Source organism: Sandaracinobacter sp. (assembly GCF_041909755.1).
GTDB lineage: Bacteria > Pseudomonadota > Alphaproteobacteria > Sphingomonadales > Sphingomonadaceae > Sandaracinobacteroides.
Map to the genome: position 1 here is coordinate 1 of NZ_JAYRCW010000017.1, position 20,322 is coordinate 20,322.

Here is a 20,322-nt window from a genome sequence, read left to right on the forward strand (position 1 = left end):
GACGGTGGGCTTCGGGCATGGCATCGCGGTGACGCCGCTGCACCTCGCCACCGCCTATTCGACGCTGGTGAACGGCGGCGTCTATCGCCCCGCCACCTTCCTGAAGGTGCCGGAGGGCGCGGAGCGCCCCGGCCGCCGCGTGTTCCAGGAACGCACCTCCCGCTACCTGAACGGCATGCTGCGCCTTGCTGTGCTCGACGGCACCGGCCGGCAGGCGGATGCGGAAGGCTATCGCGTGGGCGGCAAGACGGGCACCGCCGAAAAGGTGCTGGAACATGGCCGCGGCTATGACAAGCGGCGCAACATCACCACCTTCGCGGGTGCCTTCCCGATGGACAATCCGCGCTATGTGGTGATCGCCATGGTGGACGATCCCACGGTCGGCTCGCGCATGGCGGGTTCCGTGGCCGGCCCGGTTTTCAAGCGTGTGGTGAACCGCATCGCGCCGGTGCTGGGCGTCGCGCCGGATACCAGCGGCGCGTCGGAGCCGGACCTGTCCATGTTCGAGGGGCTCTACAAGCCGCGCGACGTGAAGCGCGACCCGAACGCCATGCGCCGCGCCGCCGCCGGGCTGCCGCCGCTGGAGACGCCGCCGCAATGACCGATCCGCTGGCCTCCGTCCGCGCCCGGATCACCGGCTTCGCCATCGATCACCGCAAGGTGGCGCCCGGCGCCGTGTTCGGCGCCTTCCGGGGTGCCCGCTTCGATGGCGAAAGCGTGATCTCAGACGCCGTGAAGGCCGGCGCCCTCGCGGTGATCGCCCGGCCAGAAGCGCAGGTGGATGGCGCACTGCACATCGCCGCCGAGGAGCCCCGCCGCCTGTTCGCGGAGCTGGCCGCCGGCTTCTACGCGCCATTCCCGGCCGTCACCGCCGCGGTCACCGGCACCAACGGAAAGACCAGCACGGCGGAACTCTCCCGCCAGCTGTGGCATCTGGCGGGCGAACGCGCCGCCTCCATCGGGACGCTGGGGGTGATCACCTCCGCCGGGCAGGACAAGGCGGGTTCCGGCGGGCTGACGACGCCGGATATCGTCACATTCCTTTCCAACGTGCATGGCCTCGCGCTGGAGGGCATCAGCCATCTGGCGTTCGAGGCGTCGTCCCACGGGCTCGCCCAGTACCGAACCGAGGGGCTGCCGGTGAAGGCCGCCGCCTTCACCAACCTGACGCGCGACCATCTGGACTATCACGAGACGATGGAGGCCTATTTCGAGGCCAAGCTGCGGCTGTTCACCGAGGTGCTGGACGCCGATGGCACGGCTGTCGTCTGGCTGGACCGGGAAGCGGCCGGCGCCGATTATAACGAACGGGTGATCGCGGCGGCGAAGGCGCGCGGCCTGAAGCTGCTGACGGTGGGCCCTGACGGCGAGGCGCTGAAGCTGGTGAAGCGGGTGCCGACGCTGCTCGGCCAGACGCTGACGGTGGGGGCCGGCGGCACGGCGCACGTCATCAAGCTGCCGCTGATCGGCGGCTATCAGGCGGCAAATGCGCTGGTGGCCGCCGGGCTGGTGATTGCAACCGGCGGCGATGCGGCGAAGACGCTGGCGGCGCTCAGCCGGGTCTCCGGCGTGCGCGGGCGGCTGGAACGCGCCGTCATCACACCGTCGGGTGCGCCCGTCTATGTCGATTACGCCCACACGCCCGATGCGCTGGAAGCCGCCATCGCGGCGCTGCGCCCGCATACGGCCAACCGGCTGATCCTGCTGTTCGGCTGCGGCGGCGACCGGGACCGGGGCAAGCGCCCCGAAATGGGCGCCATCGCCGTGCGCGACGCCGACCTCACCATCGTGACCGACGACAATCCCCGCACAGAGGATGCCGCCGCCATCCGCGCCGCGATCCTGGCCGCCGCCCCGGGCGCGACAGAGGTTCCTGGCCGCGCAGACGCGATCCGCGCGGCGCTGAAGGCCGCGCGCGACGGAGACGTGGTGCTGCTGGCGGGCAAGGGCCATGAACAGGGCCAGATCGTGGGCACCGATGTGCTGCCGTTCGACGATGCCGAAGTGGCGCGCGAAGCAGCCGCTGCGCTGCCGCGCGCGAGCTCTGCGGCGAACGAAGGCCCGCCGCAATGACCCCGCTGGGGACGGGCGCCGATATCGCGCCCGCCCCGGGCGGCCGCCTCTCCACCCCGTTCGTGGCGGACGGCGTGACGTTCGACAGCCGCGAAGTGATCGGCGGCGAACTGTTCGTGGCGATGCGCGGCGAACAGGCCGACGGGCATGACTATGTCGCGATGGCGGCCGGACGCGGCGCAGCGGGCTTCCTCGTCGAGCGCCCCGTTCCCCACCCCCATGTGCAGGTGGCGGACAGTTTCGCCGCACTGGAAGCGCTGGGCCGGGCTGCCCGGGCGCGCACGGGGGCCACGATCGTCGGCGTCACCGGCAGCGTCGGCAAGACAGGCACGAAGGAAGCGCTGCGTCTGGCGTTCGACCGGATCGCGCCCGATGCCACCCACGCCTCGGTGAAAAGCTACAACAACCATACGGGCGTGCCCCTCAGCCTCGCCCGGATGCCCGCGGACAGCCGCTTCGGCGTGTTCGAGATGGGCATGAACCATGTGGGCGAACTGTCGGCGCTCACCCGGCTCGTCCGGCCGCATGTCGCGCTCATCACCTGGGTCGCGCCCGCCCACATCGCGCATTTTCCCGGCGGAGAGGCCGAGATCGCGGGCGCGAAGGCCGAAATCTTTGAGGGGCTTCAGCCCGGCGGCACGGCAATCTGGCCGGCCGACAATGATCATGCAGCGCTTCTGGCTGCGGCGGCGGCCCGCCATGCCGCGCACAGCATCAGTTTCGGGTGGAAGAAAGGGGCCGATGTCCGCGTCCTCCAGGCGGATGTCGGCCCGACTTCCACGGCCCTTGTCGCAGACGTGATGGGCGAAGAAATCCGTTGCACCATCGGCATGGCCGGGCGCCACTGGGTCACCAACGCGCTGGCGGTGCTGGCGGCGGTGAAGGCCGCCGGCGGCGACCTCGCGGAAGCCGGTCTCGCGCTGGCCGGATTGACCGATCTGCCGGGCCGTGGCGCGCGACTCCGCGTGAAGGTTCCGGGCGGCGAGGCGCTGCTGATCGACGAAAGCTACAACGCCAACCCGCTCTCCATGGCGGCGGCGCTTGCCGTGCTTCGGGACAGCCCGGCAAAGCGGCGGCTCGCCGTGCTGGGCGCGATGCGGGAGCTAGGCGCGGAGACGGAGGCGCGGCATGCGGCGCTCGCCGCTCCGATCGCCGAGGCCGGGGTGGCCGGACTTGCCCTCGTCGGCCCGGAAATGGCCGCGCTGAAGGTCGAGGGCGCTTCCCATCTGCCTGACGCCGCCGCCGCCCTTGCCTGGGCGCGCGCGACGCTTCGTGATGGCGATGCACTGCTCGTCAAAGGGTCCAACTCGGTCGGTCTCGGCAAGCTCGTGTCGGCTCTGAAGGAGGCCGCCCAATGATATTCCACCTGGCCGAATGGCTCGGCTTCCCCGGCGTCCTCAACGTCGTGCGCTACCTCACCTTCCGCTCCGGCGCGGCGCTGATGACGGCGCTTGTGATCGGCCTGCTCATCGGCCCGCGCTTCATCGGCTGGCTCCGGGTGAAGCAGGGCAAGGGCCAGCCCATCCGCGAGGACGGGCCGCAGTCGCACTTCTCGAAAAAGGGCACGCCCACCATGGGCGGGCTGAAGATCCTGATCAGCCTGACCATTTCCACCCTGCTGTGGATGGAATGGGACAAGCCCTTCGTGTGGGCGGCGCTGTTCGTGACGCTGGGCTTCGGCGTGATCGGCTTCCTGGATGATTATGCCAAGGTGACGAAGCGCAGCTCGGCGGGCGTGTCGGGCAAGGTGCGCCTGCTGGCCGAATTCCTGATCGCGGGGTCTGCGGCCTATTATGTCTCCCTTTTCGGCGGCACGACGCTCTTTTTCCCGTTCCTGAAGGATACCGGCCTCGATCTCGGCTGGATCTACATCGCCTTCGGGGCGCTGGTGATCGTGGGCGCGGGCAACGCCGTGAACCTGACAGACGGTCTGGACGGGCTCGCCACCATGCCGGTGATCATCGCCGCCATGACGTTCGGCATCATCGCCTATCTCGTCGGCAACGCCGTCTTCGCCGACTATCTGGGGGTGCATTTCGTCTCCGGCTCGGGCGAGCTCATCGTGTTCGTGGGCGCGCTCGTCGGGGCCTGCCTTGCCTTCCTCTGGTTCAACGCGCCCCCGGCCGCCGTTTTCATGGGCGACACCGGCAGCCTGGCGCTGGGCGGCGCGATCGGCACCATCGCCGTGATCACCAATCATGAACTGGTGCTGGTGGTGGTGGGCGGCCTGTTCGTGCTGGAGGCGGTTTCGGTGATCGTGCAGGTCGCCAGCTTCAAGATGACGGGCAAGCGCGTGTTCAAGATGGCCCCCATCCATCACCATTTCGAACAGCTCGGCTGGCCGGAATCGACGGTGGTGATCCGCTTCTGGATCATCTCCATCGTGCTGGCGATGGCCGGGCTCGCCACGCTGAAGCTGCGCTAGATGCTGGCGGCGCCCGCCCTGTCCGGCAAACGCCTCGCCGTTTACGGCCTCGCGCGGTCGGGGCTGTCGGCGCTGCGCTTCCTCCAGCGCTCGGGCGCGCAGGCCGTCGCATGGGATGAGGCACCGGCGGCGCGGGAAACGGCGCTGGCGGAATTTCCCGGCCTTTCGCTTCAGGATTTCGCAACGCTCGACCTGACAACCGTGGACGGCCTGATCGTCTCGCCCGGCGTGCCGCTGAACCGGCACCCGCTGGCCGCCCGGGCGCGGGCGGCGGGCACCCCGATCCTTGGCGACATGGAACTGTGGCAGCAGGCGCGCGAAACCCTGCCCGCCCACCGGCTCGTCGGCATCACGGGCACCAACGGCAAGTCCACCACCACAGCGCTGATCCACCATCTGCTGGAACAGGCCGGCCTGACGGCGCGGCTGGGCGGCAACATCGGCCTGCCCGTGCTCGACGCCGAACCGCTGCCCGCGGGCGGCGTCTATGTCGTGGAGCTGTCCAGCTACCAGATCGATCTGGCGCAGCATCTGGCCTGCGATGTCGTGGTCTACACCAACCTGACGCCCGATCATCTCGATCGCTACGACGGCATGGCGGGCTACGCGGCCTCGAAGGCGCGGCTGTTCACGATGCAGCGTCCCGGCAGCACCGCCGTGATCGCGACCGACGACGACTATACCCGCGCCGCAGCCGCAGGCCTGCCGGCCGGCGTCGCTCTGACCGAAGTGCATGCCACCGACGTCGATCCGGCAGCGCAGGCGAACTGGCCCGCACTGCAGGGGCCGCACAATGCCCAGAATGTCGCCTGCGCGGTGGCCGCCGTGCGCTGCCTCGGCCTTTCCGACGCGCAGATCGAGGCGGGGCTTCGCAGCTTCCCCGGCCTGCCGCACCGGATGGAGATCGTCGGTTTCGTCGGCGGCGTGCGCTATGTGAACGACAGCAAGGCGACGAACCCCACCAGCGTCGCCCCCGCCCTGCAGGCATTCGATCACCTGCACTGGATCCTGGGCGGGCAGGCAAAGACTGCCGAGCTCGATGCCTGCCTGCCGCACCTCGCCCATGTGAAGGCCGCCTATGTCATCGGCGAGGCCGCGCCCCTGTTCGCATCCATCCTGAAGCCGCTGCTGCCGGTGACGAATGCCGGAACCCTGAAGGTCGCCGTGGAGGCCGCGCAGGCGGCCGCCGCGCCGGGCGATACGGTCCTGCTGTCGCCGGCCTGCGCCTCGTTCGACCAGTTCAGCGACTATGAAGCCCGGGGCGCGGCCTTCCGGGATCTCGTGAAAGGCCTTTCCGCGTGAAGATCGCCGGCGTTCCCATCTCCTTCGGCCGCGCAGACAAGAGCCCGCTGGCCCGCTGGTTCTGGACGATCGACCGGCCGCTGCTGTTCATGCTGCTGGTGCTGATCGGTGTCGGGTTGATCGGGGTGGCGGCCGCGTCTCCGGCGGGGGCGCTCAGGCTTTCGGGTGGCGCCATCGTTGTGCCGCCGCTGCATTTCCTGTGGCGGCAGCTGATGTGGGTGGCGGCGGGCGTGCCGCTGATGCTGGCCGTCTCCATGCTCACCAAGGACAGCGCGCGCCGCTTCGCCCTGGGCGGCTTCGCGATCTTCTTCCTGCTGCTGATGCTGGTGCCGCTGATCGGGGCGGAAAAGAATGGCGCGGTGCGCTGGATCCAGCTGCCCGGCTTCCAGATGCAGCCCATCGAATTCCTGAAGCCCTTCTTCGTGGTGTCGACGGCCTGGCTGTTCGCGCTGAAGTTCGAGGACCGGTCGCTGCCCGTGATCCCGGCGGGGGGGCTGGTGCTGGCCGCGATCGTCGGCCTGCTGGTGATCCAGCCCGATTTCGGCCAGGCCGCGCTGGTGATCGCGGTGTGGCTGGTGCAGGCGGTGCTGGCTGGCATGCCGCTGCTGCTGCTGGGGCTCGCCATTCTCGCGGCGCTGGGCGGCCTTGTCGTCGCCTACCAGTTCGAGCCGCATATCCGGAACCGGATCGACGGCTATCTGCACGGCGAGGGGGATACCTATCAGGTGGACCGGGCGCTGGATTGCTTCCGCTCGGGCGGCCTTTATGGCGCCGGGCCGGGCGAAGGAACGGCGAAATTCCATCTGCCCGAAGCACATACGGACTATATCTTCTCGGTGATCGGGGAAGAGTTCGGGGCGATCGCCTGTTTCGCGCTCGCTCTACTATATCTTGCGATCGTCCTTCGGGTGCTGCTACAACTTCTGGACGAAGACGACCCCTTCACGCTGATCGCAGCGACGGGCCTCGTCGCGCAGTTCGGGGGTCAGGCGCTCATCAACATGTCGGTCAATCTGGCGCTCGCTCCATCCAAGGGCATGACCCTGCCGCTCGTCAGCCATGGCGGTTCCAGCTTCCTCGCGACAGCCATCGCGATGGGGCTTCTGCTGGCGCTCACGCGGCGCAACCGGCACCTGAAGGCCAGCCCCTATCTCCAGCCGGGCGCGGCCCACGCATGAGCCTGTCCGTGATCATCGCGGCCGGCGGCACGGGTGGGCACATGATCCCCGCCCATGCCCTGTCGGAAGAGCTTCAGCGGCGCGGCCACAAGGTCACGCTGCTCACCGACGCGCGCGGCCTGCGCTTCCCCGGCCTGTTCGAAACGGTGGACCGCCATGTGCTTGCCAGCGCGACGGCTTCGGGGCTGAACCCCTTTGCCTGGGCAAAGGCCTTTGTCAGCATCTGGAAGGGCCGGGCCGAAGGCCGCCGCATCGCAGCCGATGCCGGCGCGGACGCCGTTGTCGGCTTCGGCGGCTATCCGTCGCTGCCGGGGCTGCTGGCCGGCGTGGCGCTGAAACTGCCCTGCGTGCTGCACGAACAGAATGCCGTGCTGGGCCGGGTGAACCGCAAGCTGCAGGGTCGGGTGTCGGCCATCGCCCTCACCTACGCCGAAACCGCCTTCCTGACGGAAGAGGCCAAGGCACGGCACACCGGCAATCCGGTGCGCACCGCCATCCTCGATGCGCGGGGCGGCCAGTTTCATGCGCCCGCGGCGAACCAGCCCTTCCGCCTGCTGGTGGTGGGCGGCAGCCAGGGCGCGCGCATCCTCGCCCGGCTGGTGCCGCAGGCGATAGCGGCCTTGCCCGAAGGGCATCGGCGGCATCTGCACGTCACCCAGCAGTGCCGGGCCGAGGATCTGTCCGCCGTGGCGGAAGCCTATCGGGCGGCGGGCGTGGAGGCGGATTGCCAGACCTACATGGCCGACCTGCCCGAACGGCTGGCCGCCAGCCATCTCGTCATCAGCCGGTCGGGCGCTTCCACCATGGCGGAACTGATGGCGATGGGCCGCCCCGCCATCCTTATCCCCTTCGCCGCCGCGACAGATGATCACCAGACGGCGAACGCCGCCGGCTTCGTGAAGGCGGGCGCGGGCTTCCTGATCCCCGAAGCGCAGGCGACGGCCGCGATGATCACGGGCCATGTCGCCGGCTTCATGGACAGCCCCGAAGCCCTTTCGGCCGCCGCCGCCGCGGCCCGGTCGCTGGGCATCCCGGACGCAGCCGGGCGGCTGGCCGACCTTGTGGAACATGAAGTGCGCGCGCTGGACAGGAAGGCGGCATGAGCGTGTTCAACAAGGCCGTCGGCCCCATCCATTTCATCGGCATCGGCGGCATCGGCATGTCCGGCATCGCAGAGGTGATGGCGAACCTCGGCTTCGCCGTGCAGGGCTCCGACATCGCGGAAGGCTATGTGGTGCAGGGCCTCCGCAAGAAGGGCATCACAGTCCACATCGGCCACAAGGCCGAAAACCTGGGCGACGCCGCCGTCGTGGTCGTCTCCACCGCGATCAAGCGGGGCAACCCCGAAGTCGATCTGGCGCTGGAACGGCGCGTGCCGGTGGTGCGCCGGGCGGAAATGCTGGCCGAACTGATGCGGCTGAAATCCACTGTCTGCGTGGCGGGCACGCACGGCAAGACGACGACGACCTCCATGGTCGCAGCCCTGCTCGATGCCGGCGGTCTGGACCCGACGGTCATCAACGGCGGCATCATCAACAGCTATGGGTCCAACGCGCGGCTGGGCGACGGCGAATGGATGGTGGTGGAGGCCGACGAATCCGACGGCAGCTTCCTGCGCCTGCCGCCCACGCTCGCCATCGTGACGAACATCGATCCCGAACATCTGGATCATTACGGCGACTTCGAAACCGCCAAGGCCGCCTTCCGCACCTTCATTCAGAAGGTGCCCTTCTATGGCGCGGCGGTGCTGTGCCTCGATCACCCGGAAGTGCAGGCGATGATCCCCTCCGTTTCCGATCGCCGGATCATCACCTACGGCTTCGCGGGCCAGGCCGATATCCGGGGCGACAATGTGCAGCCGGTGCCCGGCGGCAACCGCTTCGATGTCACGCTGCGCGCGCCCGGCGGGCCGGAACGGCGGATCGAGGGGCTGGAGCTGCCCATGCCGGGCCGGCACAATGTGCTGAACGCTTTGGGCGCCATCGGCGTCGCCGACCAGCTGGGCATCGGCGAGGATCAGATCCGCGCCGGCTTCGCCAAGTTCGGCGGCGTGAAGCGCCGCTTCACCAAGGTGGGCGAGGTGCCCCTTGGCGACGGCGTGGTGACGATCATCGACGATTACGGCCACCACCCGGTGGAAGTGAAGGCGGTTCTGGCCGCCGCCCGCGAAGGCGCGCGCGCCCGTGTCGTCGCCGTGGTTCAGCCGCATCGCTACACCCGCCTGCGCGACCTGTTCGAGGATTGGCGCACGGCCTTCAACGATGCCGACACCGTCGTCGTCGCCCCCGTCTATGCCGCGGGCGAACCGCCGCTGGAGGGGATCTCCCACGAGGCGCTGGCAGACGCCATCCGCCGCTCCGGCCACCGGCAGGTGCTGACGGTGTCCGGCGAGGCCGACCTGGCCTCCACCATCGCCCCGCTGCTGGGCGCTGGCGACATGGTGATCTGCCTGGGCGCGGGCGACATCACGAAATGGGCGGCCAATCTGCAGGGCGCGCTGGAAGCGGTGAAGGCCGGATGATGGCGCTGGAAACCCGACCCGCCGCCGTCCCCACCCCGCGCGGCAAGCTCACGGCCCATGCGCCGCTGGCGCCGCTCGTGTGGTTCAAATCCGGCGGCGCGGCGCAATGGCTGTTCGAGCCGAAGCATGCCGATGATCTGGCCGCCTTCCTCCGCGATCTGGATCCGGCGATGCCGGTGATGGCGCTGGGCCTTGGCTCCAACCTGATCGTGCGCGACGGCGGCGTGCCCGGCGTGGTGGTGCGGCTGGGCAAGGCATTCGGCGCGGTGGAGCGCGCCGGCGAAACCATGCTGACGGCGGGCGGCGGCGCATCGGGCATCGCCGTTTCCTCCGCCGCCCGCGACGCCGGCATCGCGGGGCTGGAATTCCTGCGCGGCATTCCGGGCACCGTTGGCGGCTTCGTGCGAATGAACGGCGGCGCCTATGGCCGCGAAGTGGCGGACATCCTCGTTTCTGCCGATGTGCTGCTGCGCTCCGGCGAGCGGGTGACGCTGCCGGTGCAGGCGCTGGGCTACACCTATCGCCACTCCGACCTGCCGGAAGGTGCCATCGTGATTGCGGCAACGCTGAAGGGTGTGCACGGCGATCCGGCCGCCATCCAGGCCGAGATGGACCGCATTGCCGAGGCGCGCGAAAGCAGCCAGCCGCTCCGCACGAAAACCGGCGGCTCCACCTTCAAGAACCCGCCCGGCCACAAGGCCTGGCAGCTTGTGGACGATGCCGGCTGCCGGGGCCTGAAGCTGGGCGGCGCGCAGGTTTCCGACAAGCACACCAATTTCCTGATCAACACCGGCACCGCCACCAGCGCCGAGATCGAGGCGCTGGGCGAGGAGGTGCGCGCGCGCGTCAAGGCGAAGTCCGGCGTGACCCTGGATTGGGAAATCCAGCGGGTGGGCGTGGCCGGATGAGGGTCACCGTTCTCAAGGGCGGCTGGTCCGCCGAGCGGGAGGTGTCGCTCGTGTCCGGCAAGGGCATTGCCGAGGCTGCGCGCACGCTGGGCCATGCCGTGACCGAGCTGGATCTTGGCGCAACCGCTGGCGATGGCGCCACCTTCCCCGATCGCCTGCTGGCGACGAAGCCCGATGTCGTGTTCAACGCGCTGCACGGCACGCCCGGTGAAGACGGCACGGTGCAGGGCGCGATGGACCTGATGGGGATCCGCTATACGCACAGCGGCGTCACCACCTCCGCGATCGCCATCGACAAGGAACTGACGAAGAAGATCCTCGTCCCCGCCGGGGTGAAGATGCCGGGCGGCCGCGTGGTGCGGTCGGATACGCTGTTCGATCGCGATCCGCTGCCCCGCCCCTATGTGCTGAAGCCGGTGAACGAAGGCTCGTCCGTGGGCGTCGCCATCGTCACGGCCGAATCCAACTATGGCACGCCCATCGCCCGCACCGCGCCGGGGCCATGGCAGGATTATCCGGAGCTGCTGGCCGAACCCTTCATCGCGGGCCTCGAACTCACGGTCGCCGTGCTTGATCATCTGCCCTCCGGCATCGGCGAGCCGCTCGCCGTGACGGAACTGAAGCCCACCACCGGCTTCTATGATTATGAGGCGAAATACACCGACGGCCGCACCCTGCATGTGTGCCCGGCCGACATTCCGCCGATGATCACCGCAATGGCGCTGGAGCAGGCCGCGCTCGCCCACCGGGCGCTGGGCTGCAAGGGCGTTTCCCGGGCCGATTTCCGCTATGATCCGGCGCAAGGGCCCGGCGGGCTCTACCTGCTTGAGGTGAACACCCAGCCGGGGATGACGCCGCTCTCCCTCGTGCCCGAACAGGCGAAGGTGCGCGGCATCAGCTACGAGGCCCTTGTCGGCCGCCTCATCGAAAGCGCGCTGGCATGAGCGCGCGCAAGCCGCCCCGCAAGCAGGCTGCCCGCAAGGCCGCGCCGCAGCCGGTCGCGATCCCTGTCGCCCCGCGCACGGCCTGGCGGCTGATCCTGGGCAGCGTCGCCCTGCTGGGCGGCGCGGCGGCGATCGTGTGGGCGGTCGCCGCCGGCGTGCCGCGCGACGCGACGATGGGGGTTGCCACGGCGGCCTCCAGCGCGGGCTTCGTGGTGCGGCAGGTGGAAATCGAAGGCGCGCGGAACCAGCCGCGCCTCTCCATCTATCGCGAACTGCTGCAGGGCGGATCGGATTCGATGCTGCTGGCGGACCTCGCCGACATGCGCGCCCGGCTTGTCGCCCTTCCATGGGTGAAGGATGCCGAGATCCAGCGCCGCTGGCCGGATCGGCTGCACATCACCGTGATCGAGCGGAAGCCGGCTGCGCTGTGGCAATGGCAGGGCCGCATCCGCCTGATCGACGCGGACGGGCAGGTGCTGCCGGCCTCCGATCTCGCGCCATTTGCCGGGCTGCCGCTGCTGGTCGGCGAAGAGGCCCGGCTTCAGGCGCCCGCCATCCTGAAGATCATCGCCAGCCGCCCCGATCTCGCGGACGATGTGCGGGCCGCCCTGTGGGTGGGCGACCGCCGCTGGGACGTGCGGATGAAATCGGGGGAAACGGTTTCCCTGCCCGAAGGCCCGGCGGCAGCCGCCTCCTGGCTGCGCTTCGCGGACCTCAATACGCAAAGCCCGCTGCTGGGCCGGGGCTTCATCCGCTTCGATTTCCGCATCCCCGACAAGATGGTGGTGCGCGTGGAAACCGATCCGGGGCAGACGGTGAAGCCCCGCCCGACGCCGCCGCCCGCCATCGCCCCCGGGGCCCCGGCTGCCATCCAGCCCCCCGCCACAATCCAGCCGCAGGCCGCGCAGCCGATGCAGACCGCGCGCGCCGCCCAGCCCAGTCTACAGGAGGTCGTGATCTGATGGCCGTCGCGGTTCTGAACCCGACCCAGCTGCTGAAGCCCCGCGCAGAGCGCGTGATCGCGGCGATCGATGTCGGCTCGTCCAAGGTCGCGGCGCTCGTCGCCATGGCAGACGGGCAGGATCAGCCGCGCGTGATCGGCGCCGGCGTCCGCGCCTCCAACGGGCTGAAACGCGGCCTGGTGGCCGATATGGCGAAAACCGAAACGGCCATCCGCGCCGCCATGATGCAGGCGGAAAAGGCCGCCGGGGTCGAGATCGAGAGCGTGATCGTGAACCTGTCCGCCGGCGGGCTGGACAGCGACGTCACCTCGGTGGAGATCGACATCGCCGGTCACCGCATCTCGGAAGAGGATATGGGCTCGTTGCTGGCGCAGGGCCGTGCCCGTATCGACGAGACGATCAGCAAGGCCGGCCGCACCACCCTCCATGCAGAGCCCACGCTCTACACGGTGGACGGGCTGGACGGCGTGACCAACCCGCGCGGCTTCCATGCGAACCGGCTGGCGGTGGACATCCATGTGCTGACAGCGGCGACGCCGCCTTGCCGCAACCTCGATCTCGCCGTCCGCAACGCCCACCTGGGCGTGGAGGCGATCGTCGCCTCCGGCGTCGCGGCCTCGGCCTCCGTCCTCAACGACGAGGAGCGGGAACTTGGCGTCGCCGTGATCGAGATCGGCGCGGGCGTCACCACCGTCGCCGTCCATGGCGGCGGCATGCTGGCGGGCCTTGTCTCCCTGCCGATGGGCGCTGGCGACATCACCGCCGACATCGCTGCCAGCTTCGGCACCCGTCGCGCGGCCGCCGAACGGCTGAAAACGCTGTCGGGCGCGGCCACCACCTCCCCGCGCGACAACCACGACATGATCGAGGTGCCGCCGCTTGACCCGGAAGACGGGCAGGAAGCCCGGCGCGTGCCCCGGTCGGAACTGAACGCCGTGATCCGCGCCCGGCTGGACCTGATCTTCGGAGAGGTGGAGCAGGCGCTGAAGGATATCGGATTCACCGGCCCGGCCGGGCGACAGGTGGTGCTGACAGGCGGCGGCGCCGAGCTGCGCGGCATCGCGGACTTCGCGCAGGGCGTGTTGTCGCGCAATGTCCGCATCGGCCGCCCGCGCGGCCTGATCGGCCTGCCCGAGGCGCAGTCGACAGCCGCCTTCGCGACGCTCGCCGGCCTCATCCTGCACGGCAGCCAGCCGCGGCTCGATCTCGCCCGCATGGCTGTGCCGCGCAGCCGGGGCGCGCCTGCCCGCGATGCGCCGAAATCCGGTTTCTTCCGCCTGTTCGACCACCTGAAACGCCAGATCTGATCCAGACCCAGCCTTTGACGAGGAGCCCACCCATGTCGTTCGATTTCGTGAAACCCAGCCTTGTGGAACTCAAGCCCCGCATCAGCGTGATCGGTGTCGGCGGCGCCGGCGGAAACGCCGTCGCCAACATGATCACCGATGGCCTGCACGGCGTGGACTTCGTGGTGGCCAACACCGATGCGCAGGCTCTGGCGCTGAGCCCGGCGCAGACGCGCATCCAGCTGGGCCTGAAGATCACGCAGGGGCTGGGTGCGGGTGCGCGGCCGGAAATCGGCGCGGCGGCAGCCGAGGAAGCGCTGGGCGAGATCGATCAGGTGCTGGATGGCGCGCACATGTGCTTCATCACCGCGGGCATGGGCGGCGGCACCGGCACGGGCGCGGCCCCGGTGGTGGCCCGCGCCGCGCGCGAACGCGGCGTGCTGACGGTGGGCGTCGTCACCAAGCCCTTCGCCTTTGAAGGCCTGAAGCGGATGCGGTCTGCCGAGGAAGGCATCGCCGAGCTTCAGCGCCATGTCGATACGCTGATCGTGATCCCGAACCAGAACCTGTTCCTGATCGCCAACCAGCAGACGACGTTCAAGCAGGCCTTCGCCATGGCCGACCAGGTGCTGAACCAGGGCGTTCGCGGCATCACCGACCTGATGATGCTGCCCGGCCTCATCAACCTCGATTTCGCCGACGTCCGCACCGTGATGTCCGAAATGGGCAAGGCGATGATGGGCACGGGCGAGGCAGAGGGCGAGCGCCGCGCCATCGAGGCGGCCGAGAAGGCCATTTCCAACCCGCTGCTGGACGAAGTGTCCCTGCGCGGCGCCAAGGCGGTGATCATCAACATCACCGGCGGCGAGGATCTGGGCCTGATGGAAGTGGAAGAAGCCGCCCAGCACATCCGCGAGATGGTGGATCCCGATGCCAACATCATCGTCGGTTCGGCCTTCAACGACGACCTGAACGGCAAGATGCGCGTCAGCGTCGTCGCCACCGGGATCGAGGGCAACCAGCAGGCGCTGCCCGGCATTTCTTCCGGCCAGACGCGTGGCGCCAGCGCGCAGATCTTCGGCGCCCGCCCGCAGATCGTGCCGCAGGCGGCCCCCGGCGCTGGTGAAGTGGATCCGACCCCGCCGTTCGGCGGCGGCGGCGGTGGCGGCGGCGGCGGATTCCGCCCGCAGACCTCGCCGGCGGCCGGCCCGATGGCGGCGGGCATCTTCGGCACCCCGGCGGGCACCTTCCGTCCGGCGGCGGCAGACGAAGGCCTCGCCCCGGCTGACGACACCCCGTCCGAGCCGCTGATGGAAGAGGATGCAAGCCTGTCCGACGAGGACATCCTGGAACTGGGCGATCCGGTCGAAGCCGAACTGGACCTGCCCGAGCCCGAGCCCGTCGCCCCGGTCGCGGAACTGCCGCTGGCCGCGCCCGTCCGGCTGGAACTGCCCGAAGCGGAACGGCGCGCGCCCGAGCCCGAGCCGGCGCAGCGCCGCCAGACCCTGTTCGAGCGGATGATGCACCTGTCGCGCAAGCCCAAGGCAGAGGAGCCGCCGGTGGAAACGCTGGCGCCCGAGCCCGAAGTCAGCGCCGACGAAGAAGAAACGCGCATCCCGCCGTTCATGCGGCGCCAGCGCAACTGATCCGGCCCGTTTCCGGGCAAACGACATCAGGCGGGCGACCCTCTCAGGGTCGCCCGCTTTTCTTTTGCCCGCGCGCTTCCTAAGTCCTTGCCTCGATGAACGCCGAATATGAAAAGCTGGTGGCGCAAGCCCCCTATGGCCGGGTGGAGCACCTGTCTCCGCTCGTGCGGCGCGTGCTGGCGCACAATCCCTCGCCCTTCACCTTTCTGGGCACAGGCACCTACATCGTGGGGCAGGGCACCGTCGCCATCATCGATCCCGGCCCTGCGGACGACGCGCACCTTCAGGCCGTCGCGGACGCGGTCGCGGGCGAAACGGTTTCCCATCATCTCATCACCCACACCCATATCGATCATTCGCCCGGCGCGATCCCGCTGAAGGCGCGGCTCGGCGGCGAGATCGCGGGCTGCGCCCCGCTGGCGCTCAGCGATGATGGCCCCCGCGCCGACGCGGGCTTCGATCCGGATTATGCGCCCGATCGCATCCTGGCAGATGGCGACAGCGTGTCGGGCCCCGGCTGGACTCTGTCCGCCGTCCACACGCCGGGCCACACCTCGAACCATCTGTGCTTCGCGCTGGAACAGGAAGGGGCGCTGTTCACCGGCGACCATGTCATGGGCTGGTCCACCACCGTCGTCGCCCCGCCCGACGGCGACATGGCGGCCTATATGGCCTCGCTGCAGAAGCTGATGGACCGGCCCGACGCCCGCTATTACCCCACCCACGGCGCGCCCGTTGAGGAGCCGCAGCGCTGGGTGCGACACCTGATGGGGCACCGCCGCCAGCGCGAAGGCCAGATCCTGGCCCAGCTGGCGGGCGGCCCGCGCGCGATTCCCGACATGGTCGCGCAGATGTACGCCTCGGTGGACCGGCGGCTGTGGCCGGCAGCAGGGCGCAGCGTGCTGGCGCATCTCATCGATCTCGAAACCCGCGGCCGCGTCCAGCGGTCCGGCGAGCACTGGAAGGGTTCCGAATGAAGCGGCTGCTCTCGATCGTCGGTGCCGCAGCGATCCTGCTGGCCCTCGTCGGCTGGGCCGCCGGGCCGGATCGGCGGCGCGAAGCCTGCATCTCGGTCGGCCTGTGCGAGCGGGCCGATCTGCTGGGCGCCATGCTCGTCTCCGTCCAGCGGCAGCAGAAGCTGCTGGTGCTGACGGCGCGGCTGGTGCAGCCCGTCACCTCCGAACGGGAAACCACGCTGGGGCCGATCACCGTCGCCACCACACGGCAGACGGCGATCCTCCCCGCCACCGTGACCTATGTGGTGGATCTGTCGAAGCTCACCCAGGCCGATCTCCGCTGGGACGCTGAAGCGCAGCTGCTCAGCGTGCGCCGCCCGCCGGTTGAGCCGATGCCCGCCAGCATCGAATGGGGCATGGCGCAGACCTATCAGGACAATGGCTGGCAGACCGTGCTGACCGGCGTCGGCGCCAACCTGAAGCGCGACAACGAGGCGAAGGCCCCGGCGCAGTTCGCCGCGCAGGCCCGCGCGAAGGATCTTCTCGCCATGGCGGACCAGTCAGCCGATCAGGCGCTGGAAACCACCTTCCGCATGCCGCTGGTGGCGGCCGGCTTCCCGGATGCGAAGGTCGTGATCAGCCGCTGACGCCGCGCCGACGGCTAGAATTTCGCGTTCACGGCGATGCTCAGCGCGTGGTTCATCCGGTCGGCCCCGGCCACCACGGACTGGTTCATATAGCCGGTTTCCAGCGTCAGCCGGCTGTTCAGCGGGATGCCAAGCCCGGCGAAGGTGCGGAACTGGTTCACGCCCTCGTCCGCACCGCCGACAGGGGTGGAGAGCAGCATGAAGCCTTCCGTGTGGACGATCCCCTTCAGGCCCTTCGGGCCGTCCAGCGGGATGTTCAGCCGGATCTGCTGCCGCAGCCGCCAGGTCGCCCCGTCGACATCGCTGAACCAGCGCTGTTCCAGCCGGGTGCGGCCGACCAGCTCGGCCTTGCCGATGTGCAGGATGCCGTAATTCGCCTGCTGGAAGAACCGGTGTTCGCGCGCCACCTTGCCGCTCAGGCTCTTGCCCCAGACATAGGAATAGCCCAGCCCCAGCATGCCATTCCTGTCGGGCTTCCAGCCGATCAGGCCGCGCAGCTGGAAATGCCCATAGTGGGAGGCATTGTCGTAATAGCGGCTGTTCATGTCCGCCACGGCCTCGAAGCTGTCGGACAGCTTCTTCGTCACCTGGGTCGACAGCCAGACCTGCGCATCGTCGGTTGCCGCCGCGGGCAAGGCCGCCAGCAAGACCGATGCCGCCATGCCGTAAGATATCTGCCGCAAAACTGTCATATTGGCCGCATTGGCAGATCGCACTTCCGGCGCAAGCCCTATTCTGCGTCCTGATGCCCCCTTCCCATGACATCCGCGAGACTCCTATGGGGCGCCATGGCCGAACTCACCGCCTCCGTGGTCGCGTCCCCCTGCCGCAACATCTGCAAGGTGGCGCGCGGCATCTGCACGGGTTGCGGCCGCACGCTTGCGGAAATCGCCGCCTGGCCCACCGCGCCCGATGCCGAACGGCTGGCGATCCGGGCGCGGTCGGCCGCCAGAATTCGCCGCTGAAACGGCAAACAGCACTTGGCTGCGAATCGGCCAAAGGCTAACAATCGACCATGCCGGTTCGCATCGCCCCCTCCATCCTCTCCGCCGACTTCTCGAAGCTTGGGGACGAGGTGCGCGCCATCGACGCGGCCGGCGCGGACTGGATCCATGTGGACGTGATGGACAATCATTTCGTCCCCAATCTCACCATCGGGCCGATGGTGGTGAAGGCGCTTCGCTCGCACAGCGCAAAGCCGTTCGACGTGCATCTGATGGTGCAGCCGGCAGACGCGCTGGTGGAGGCCTTTGCCGAGGCCGGGGCCGACATCCTTTCGGTGCATCCGGAATCCGGGCCGCACCTGCACCGCACGCTGATGCGCATCCGGGCGCTGGGCAAGCAGGCGGGCGTGGTGCTGAACCCGGCCACCCCGCTCGCCGCGCTGGACCATGTGATGGACCTGATCGACCTGGTGCTGGTGATGAGCGTGAACCCCGGCTTCGGCGGGCAGAGCTTCATCGAGAGCGCGCTTCCCAAGATCGAGGCGATCCGAAAGCGCATCGATTTGAGCGGCAAGGCCATCGAACTGGAAGTGGACGGCGGCGTGGATGCCGGGAACGCCGGGCGGCTGGCCAATTCCGGGGCCACCATGCTCGTCGCGGGCACCGCCAGCTTCAAGGGCGGGCCGGGCCGCTATGCCGCCAACATCGCGGCGCTGAAGGCCGCCTGATGGCCAGCGCGGAAAAGCAGGTTCCGCCCCCCGACATCGCGGAACCGGAACCCGCGGATGGCGCAGAGGCCGAGGCCGACGCCTTCCGGCTAACCCGCAACCTGGGCGATCGCGGCCCCTCGCTCTCCGAACGGCTGTCAGACCGGCTGGACCGGCTCTCCTTCGCCTCCCCCTTCCACCGCATGCGGCTGAAGGGCCGCTTCCCACTGAAGCTGATCGCCGTGCCGGAGGATCCGGTGCCCGGCGATCCCGCCATCGCCCAGCGGCTGAAGGGCGGCCGGCTGTTCCGCGGCGGCTATGGCCAGGGCATGCTGGAGGCGCGGCTGGATCACCCCGAGGCGCCCGAAAGCTGGCGACAGTGGGTGCATGGCTGGGGCTGGCTGCGCGATCTCTCCATGGTCGAACTCTCGGCCCCGGAAGCCGCGCGCGCCGAAGCGCTCGCCCGCCGCTGGCTCGCCCGCTTCCACGATTATGACGAAGAGGCCTGGGCGCCGGAGGCGACGGGAACCCGCATCCAGATGGCGATCCTGCACGCGCCGCTGGTGATGCCCGGCAAGGACCATGTCCACCGCTCCGCCGTGCTGAACGGCATCGCCCGCTGGTCGCGCCATCTCGATCGCGCCGCGCCGCGCATGCAGCCCGGCCTGCCCAAGCTGGCGGCCGTGTCCGGCCTCGTCGCGGCCGCGCTGATGCTGCCCGGCGGAGACGAACGCCTGTCCCGCTCGCTCGCCCTTCTGGACGAGGTGCTGGCCGCCCTCCTGAACGCAGACGGCGCGCCCCTCGCCCGCTCGCCCCTCGATCTTGCCAGAATCGCAGACCAGATGCTGGTGCTCGCCGCCTTCCACGCCGCGCGCATGCAGAAGCCGTCGGATCCGGTCGCGCGCACGCTGGAGCTCGCCCGCACCACGCTGGGCGCCCTGGCGCTGGGCGATGGCATCCCGGCGGCCTGGCATGGCGGCCAGCCCGATGCCGCGCAGCTGCAACGGCTGGGCGTCGCGGTGCTGGATGCGCCGCCGCCCCGCTCGTCGGGCTTCCAGCGGCTGTCGGCGGGCGGCGTGCGCCTGATCGTCGATGCCGGGCCGCCGCCGCCCGCGCGGCTGAACCCCGCCACCCATGCCTCCACGCTGGCCTTCACCTTTTCCGATGGCGGCCGCCCGCTGGTCGTTTCCTGCGGCGCCGAACAGGGCTCGCAAGGGCCTCGCGGCTTCCCGCCCGAACTGGTGATGGGCCTGCGCTCCACCGCCGGGCACAGCACGCTGGTGCTGGCCGATACCAACAGCAGCCGCCTGCACGATGGCGGCCCCCGGCGGCTCGGCGGGGTAGAGGAAGTGCTGGTCGAAGCGCGCCTCACCCGCGACGGCCAGTGGCTGGAAGGCCGGCACGACGGCTATCGCCGCCGCCACGGCTATGATCACCTCCGCCGCCTGTGGCTGAACCCGGACGGCACCGATCTGCGCGGCGAGGACCATCTGCTGCCGGTGAAGGGCACGCTGGCGCTCGTCCGCCAAAGGGAGGCGCTGCCGCTTGCCATCCGCTTCCACCTGGGGCCGGGCGCCACAGCCACCCCCACGCAGGATGGCAGGGGCGCGCTGATCCGCATTCCGGGGCAGGGCCGTGATCCGGCCATCGCCTGGGCCTTCCGCGCCAGCTTCAACCACGCGCCCGGCCTCCTCGCCATCGAACCCAGCCTGTTCGTGGACAGCGAAGGCGCAACGCACGAAATCCAGCAGCTGCTGCTGACGACCTTGGTGGAACCCGGAAAGCCCGCCGACGTAAGCTGGAGCTTCAAGAAACAATAGCGG

At 69.6% G+C, this 20,322-nt stretch carries 19 protein-coding genes; 18 read left to right on the forward strand and 1 reads right to left on the reverse strand.

Going from position 1 to position 20,322, the window contains the following annotated elements; translation table 11 throughout:
- The 15 genes from ACE3O8_RS04120 to ACE3O8_RS04190 all read left to right on the forward strand — a co-directional run.
- Positions 1–601: penicillin-binding transpeptidase domain-containing protein (locus ACE3O8_RS04120; RefSeq protein ID WP_374387079.1), on the forward strand; the 601-nt coding region annotated here is incomplete at its 5' end.
- The gene (locus ACE3O8_RS04125; RefSeq protein ID WP_374387081.1) at positions 598–2,073 is read left to right on the forward strand and encodes a UDP-N-acetylmuramoyl-L-alanyl-D-glutamate--2,6-diaminopimelate ligase; all 1,476 of its coding nucleotides are present in this window, start codon (positions 598–600) and stop codon (positions 2,071–2,073) included. The genes ACE3O8_RS04120 and ACE3O8_RS04125, both read left to right, overlap by 4 nt.
- Positions 2,070–3,431: a UDP-N-acetylmuramoyl-tripeptide--D-alanyl-D-alanine ligase gene (murF, locus tag ACE3O8_RS04130; RefSeq protein ID WP_374387083.1), complete on the forward strand. Its 1,362-nt coding sequence runs from the start codon at positions 2,070–2,072 to the stop codon at positions 3,429–3,431. Before ACE3O8_RS04125 ends, murF begins: the two co-directional genes overlap by 4 nt.
- Positions 3,428–4,498 carry a phospho-N-acetylmuramoyl-pentapeptide-transferase gene (gene mraY, locus ACE3O8_RS04135; protein ID WP_374387085.1) on the forward strand — a complete coding sequence of 357 codons (1,071 nt, stop codon included), beginning with the start codon at positions 3,428–3,430 and terminating at the stop codon, positions 4,496–4,498. The genes murF and mraY overlap by 4 nt, the downstream gene beginning before the upstream one ends.
- Positions 4,499–5,800 carry a UDP-N-acetylmuramoyl-L-alanine--D-glutamate ligase gene (murD, locus tag ACE3O8_RS04140; protein ID WP_374387087.1) on the forward strand — a complete coding sequence of 434 codons (1,302 nt, stop codon included), beginning with the start codon at positions 4,499–4,501 and terminating at the stop codon, positions 5,798–5,800.
- Positions 5,797–6,978 (forward strand): putative peptidoglycan glycosyltransferase FtsW, encoded by a 1,182-nt coding sequence (locus ACE3O8_RS04145; RefSeq protein ID WP_374387089.1) that lies wholly within the window; start codon positions 5,797–5,799, stop codon positions 6,976–6,978. Before murD ends, ACE3O8_RS04145 begins: the two co-directional genes overlap by 4 nt.
- On the forward strand, positions 6,975–8,081 hold the full coding sequence (murG, locus tag ACE3O8_RS04150) for an undecaprenyldiphospho-muramoylpentapeptide beta-N-acetylglucosaminyltransferase (protein ID WP_374387091.1): 1,107 nt from the start codon (positions 6,975–6,977) through the stop codon (positions 8,079–8,081). The genes ACE3O8_RS04145 and murG overlap by 4 nt, the downstream gene beginning before the upstream one ends.
- Entirely contained in the window at positions 8,078–9,499 is a 1,422-nt protein-coding gene (murC, locus tag ACE3O8_RS04155; RefSeq protein ID WP_374387092.1) for a UDP-N-acetylmuramate--L-alanine ligase, read from the forward strand. Before murG ends, murC begins: the two co-directional genes overlap by 4 nt.
- Positions 9,499–10,407, forward strand: coding sequence for a UDP-N-acetylmuramate dehydrogenase (murB, locus tag ACE3O8_RS04160; protein ID WP_374387094.1), 909 nt, complete (start codon positions 9,499–9,501; stop codon positions 10,405–10,407). Before murC ends, murB begins: the two co-directional genes overlap by 1 nt.
- Positions 10,404–11,351 carry a D-alanine--D-alanine ligase gene (locus tag ACE3O8_RS04165; protein WP_374387096.1) on the forward strand — a complete coding sequence of 316 codons (948 nt, stop codon included), beginning with the start codon at positions 10,404–10,406 and terminating at the stop codon, positions 11,349–11,351. The genes murB and ACE3O8_RS04165 overlap by 4 nt, the downstream gene beginning before the upstream one ends.
- Positions 11,348–12,313, forward strand: coding sequence for a cell division protein FtsQ/DivIB (locus ACE3O8_RS04170; protein ID WP_374387098.1), 966 nt, complete (start codon positions 11,348–11,350; stop codon positions 12,311–12,313). Before ACE3O8_RS04165 ends, ACE3O8_RS04170 begins: the two co-directional genes overlap by 4 nt.
- The gene (gene ftsA, locus ACE3O8_RS04175) at positions 12,313–13,620 is read left to right on the forward strand and encodes a cell division protein FtsA (RefSeq protein WP_374387100.1); all 1,308 of its coding nucleotides are present in this window, start codon (positions 12,313–12,315) and stop codon (positions 13,618–13,620) included. Before ACE3O8_RS04170 ends, ftsA begins: the two co-directional genes overlap by 1 nt.
- Before the next feature lie 32 nt (positions 13,621–13,652).
- Positions 13,653–15,245 (forward strand): cell division protein FtsZ, encoded by a 1,593-nt coding sequence (gene ftsZ / locus ACE3O8_RS04180; RefSeq protein WP_374387102.1) that lies wholly within the window; start codon positions 13,653–13,655, stop codon positions 15,243–15,245.
- 95 nt (positions 15,246–15,340) lie between these two features.
- Positions 15,341–16,222, forward strand: a complete 882-nt coding sequence (locus ACE3O8_RS04185; protein WP_374387104.1) for an MBL fold metallo-hydrolase — start codon at positions 15,341–15,343, stop codon at positions 16,220–16,222.
- Positions 16,219–16,848 carry a DUF4230 domain-containing protein gene (locus tag ACE3O8_RS04190; RefSeq protein WP_374387107.1) on the forward strand — a complete coding sequence of 210 codons (630 nt, stop codon included), beginning with the start codon at positions 16,219–16,221 and terminating at the stop codon, positions 16,846–16,848. Before ACE3O8_RS04185 ends, ACE3O8_RS04190 begins: the two co-directional genes overlap by 4 nt.
- 14 nt (positions 16,849–16,862) lie before the next feature.
- Here ACE3O8_RS04190 and ACE3O8_RS04195 read toward each other — a convergent pair whose 3' ends face one another.
- The gene (locus tag ACE3O8_RS04195) at positions 16,863–17,540 is read right to left on the reverse strand and encodes a DUF2490 domain-containing protein (protein ID WP_374387109.1); all 678 of its coding nucleotides are present in this window, start codon (positions 17,538–17,540) and stop codon (positions 16,863–16,865) included.
- A 96-nt stretch (positions 17,541–17,636) separates the two neighbouring features.
- Here ACE3O8_RS04195 and ACE3O8_RS04200 point away from each other — a divergent pair, with 96 nt between their 5' ends.
- The 3 genes from ACE3O8_RS04200 to ACE3O8_RS04210 are packed head-to-tail and all read left to right on the forward strand — an operon-like array spanning position 17,637 to position 20,319.
- Positions 17,637–17,813 carry a DUF1289 domain-containing protein gene (locus ACE3O8_RS04200; RefSeq protein ID WP_374387111.1) on the forward strand — a complete coding sequence of 59 codons (177 nt, stop codon included), beginning with the start codon at positions 17,637–17,639 and terminating at the stop codon, positions 17,811–17,813.
- A 50-nt stretch (positions 17,814–17,863) separates the two neighbouring features.
- Positions 17,864–18,520, forward strand: a complete 657-nt coding sequence (gene rpe / locus ACE3O8_RS04205) for a ribulose-phosphate 3-epimerase (protein ID WP_374387113.1) — start codon at positions 17,864–17,866, stop codon at positions 18,518–18,520.
- Positions 18,520–20,319, forward strand: a complete 1,800-nt coding sequence (locus ACE3O8_RS04210; protein ID WP_374387115.1) for a heparinase II/III family protein — start codon at positions 18,520–18,522, stop codon at positions 20,317–20,319. Before rpe ends, ACE3O8_RS04210 begins: the two co-directional genes overlap by 1 nt.
- Positions 20,320–20,322 lie beyond the last annotated feature (3 nt).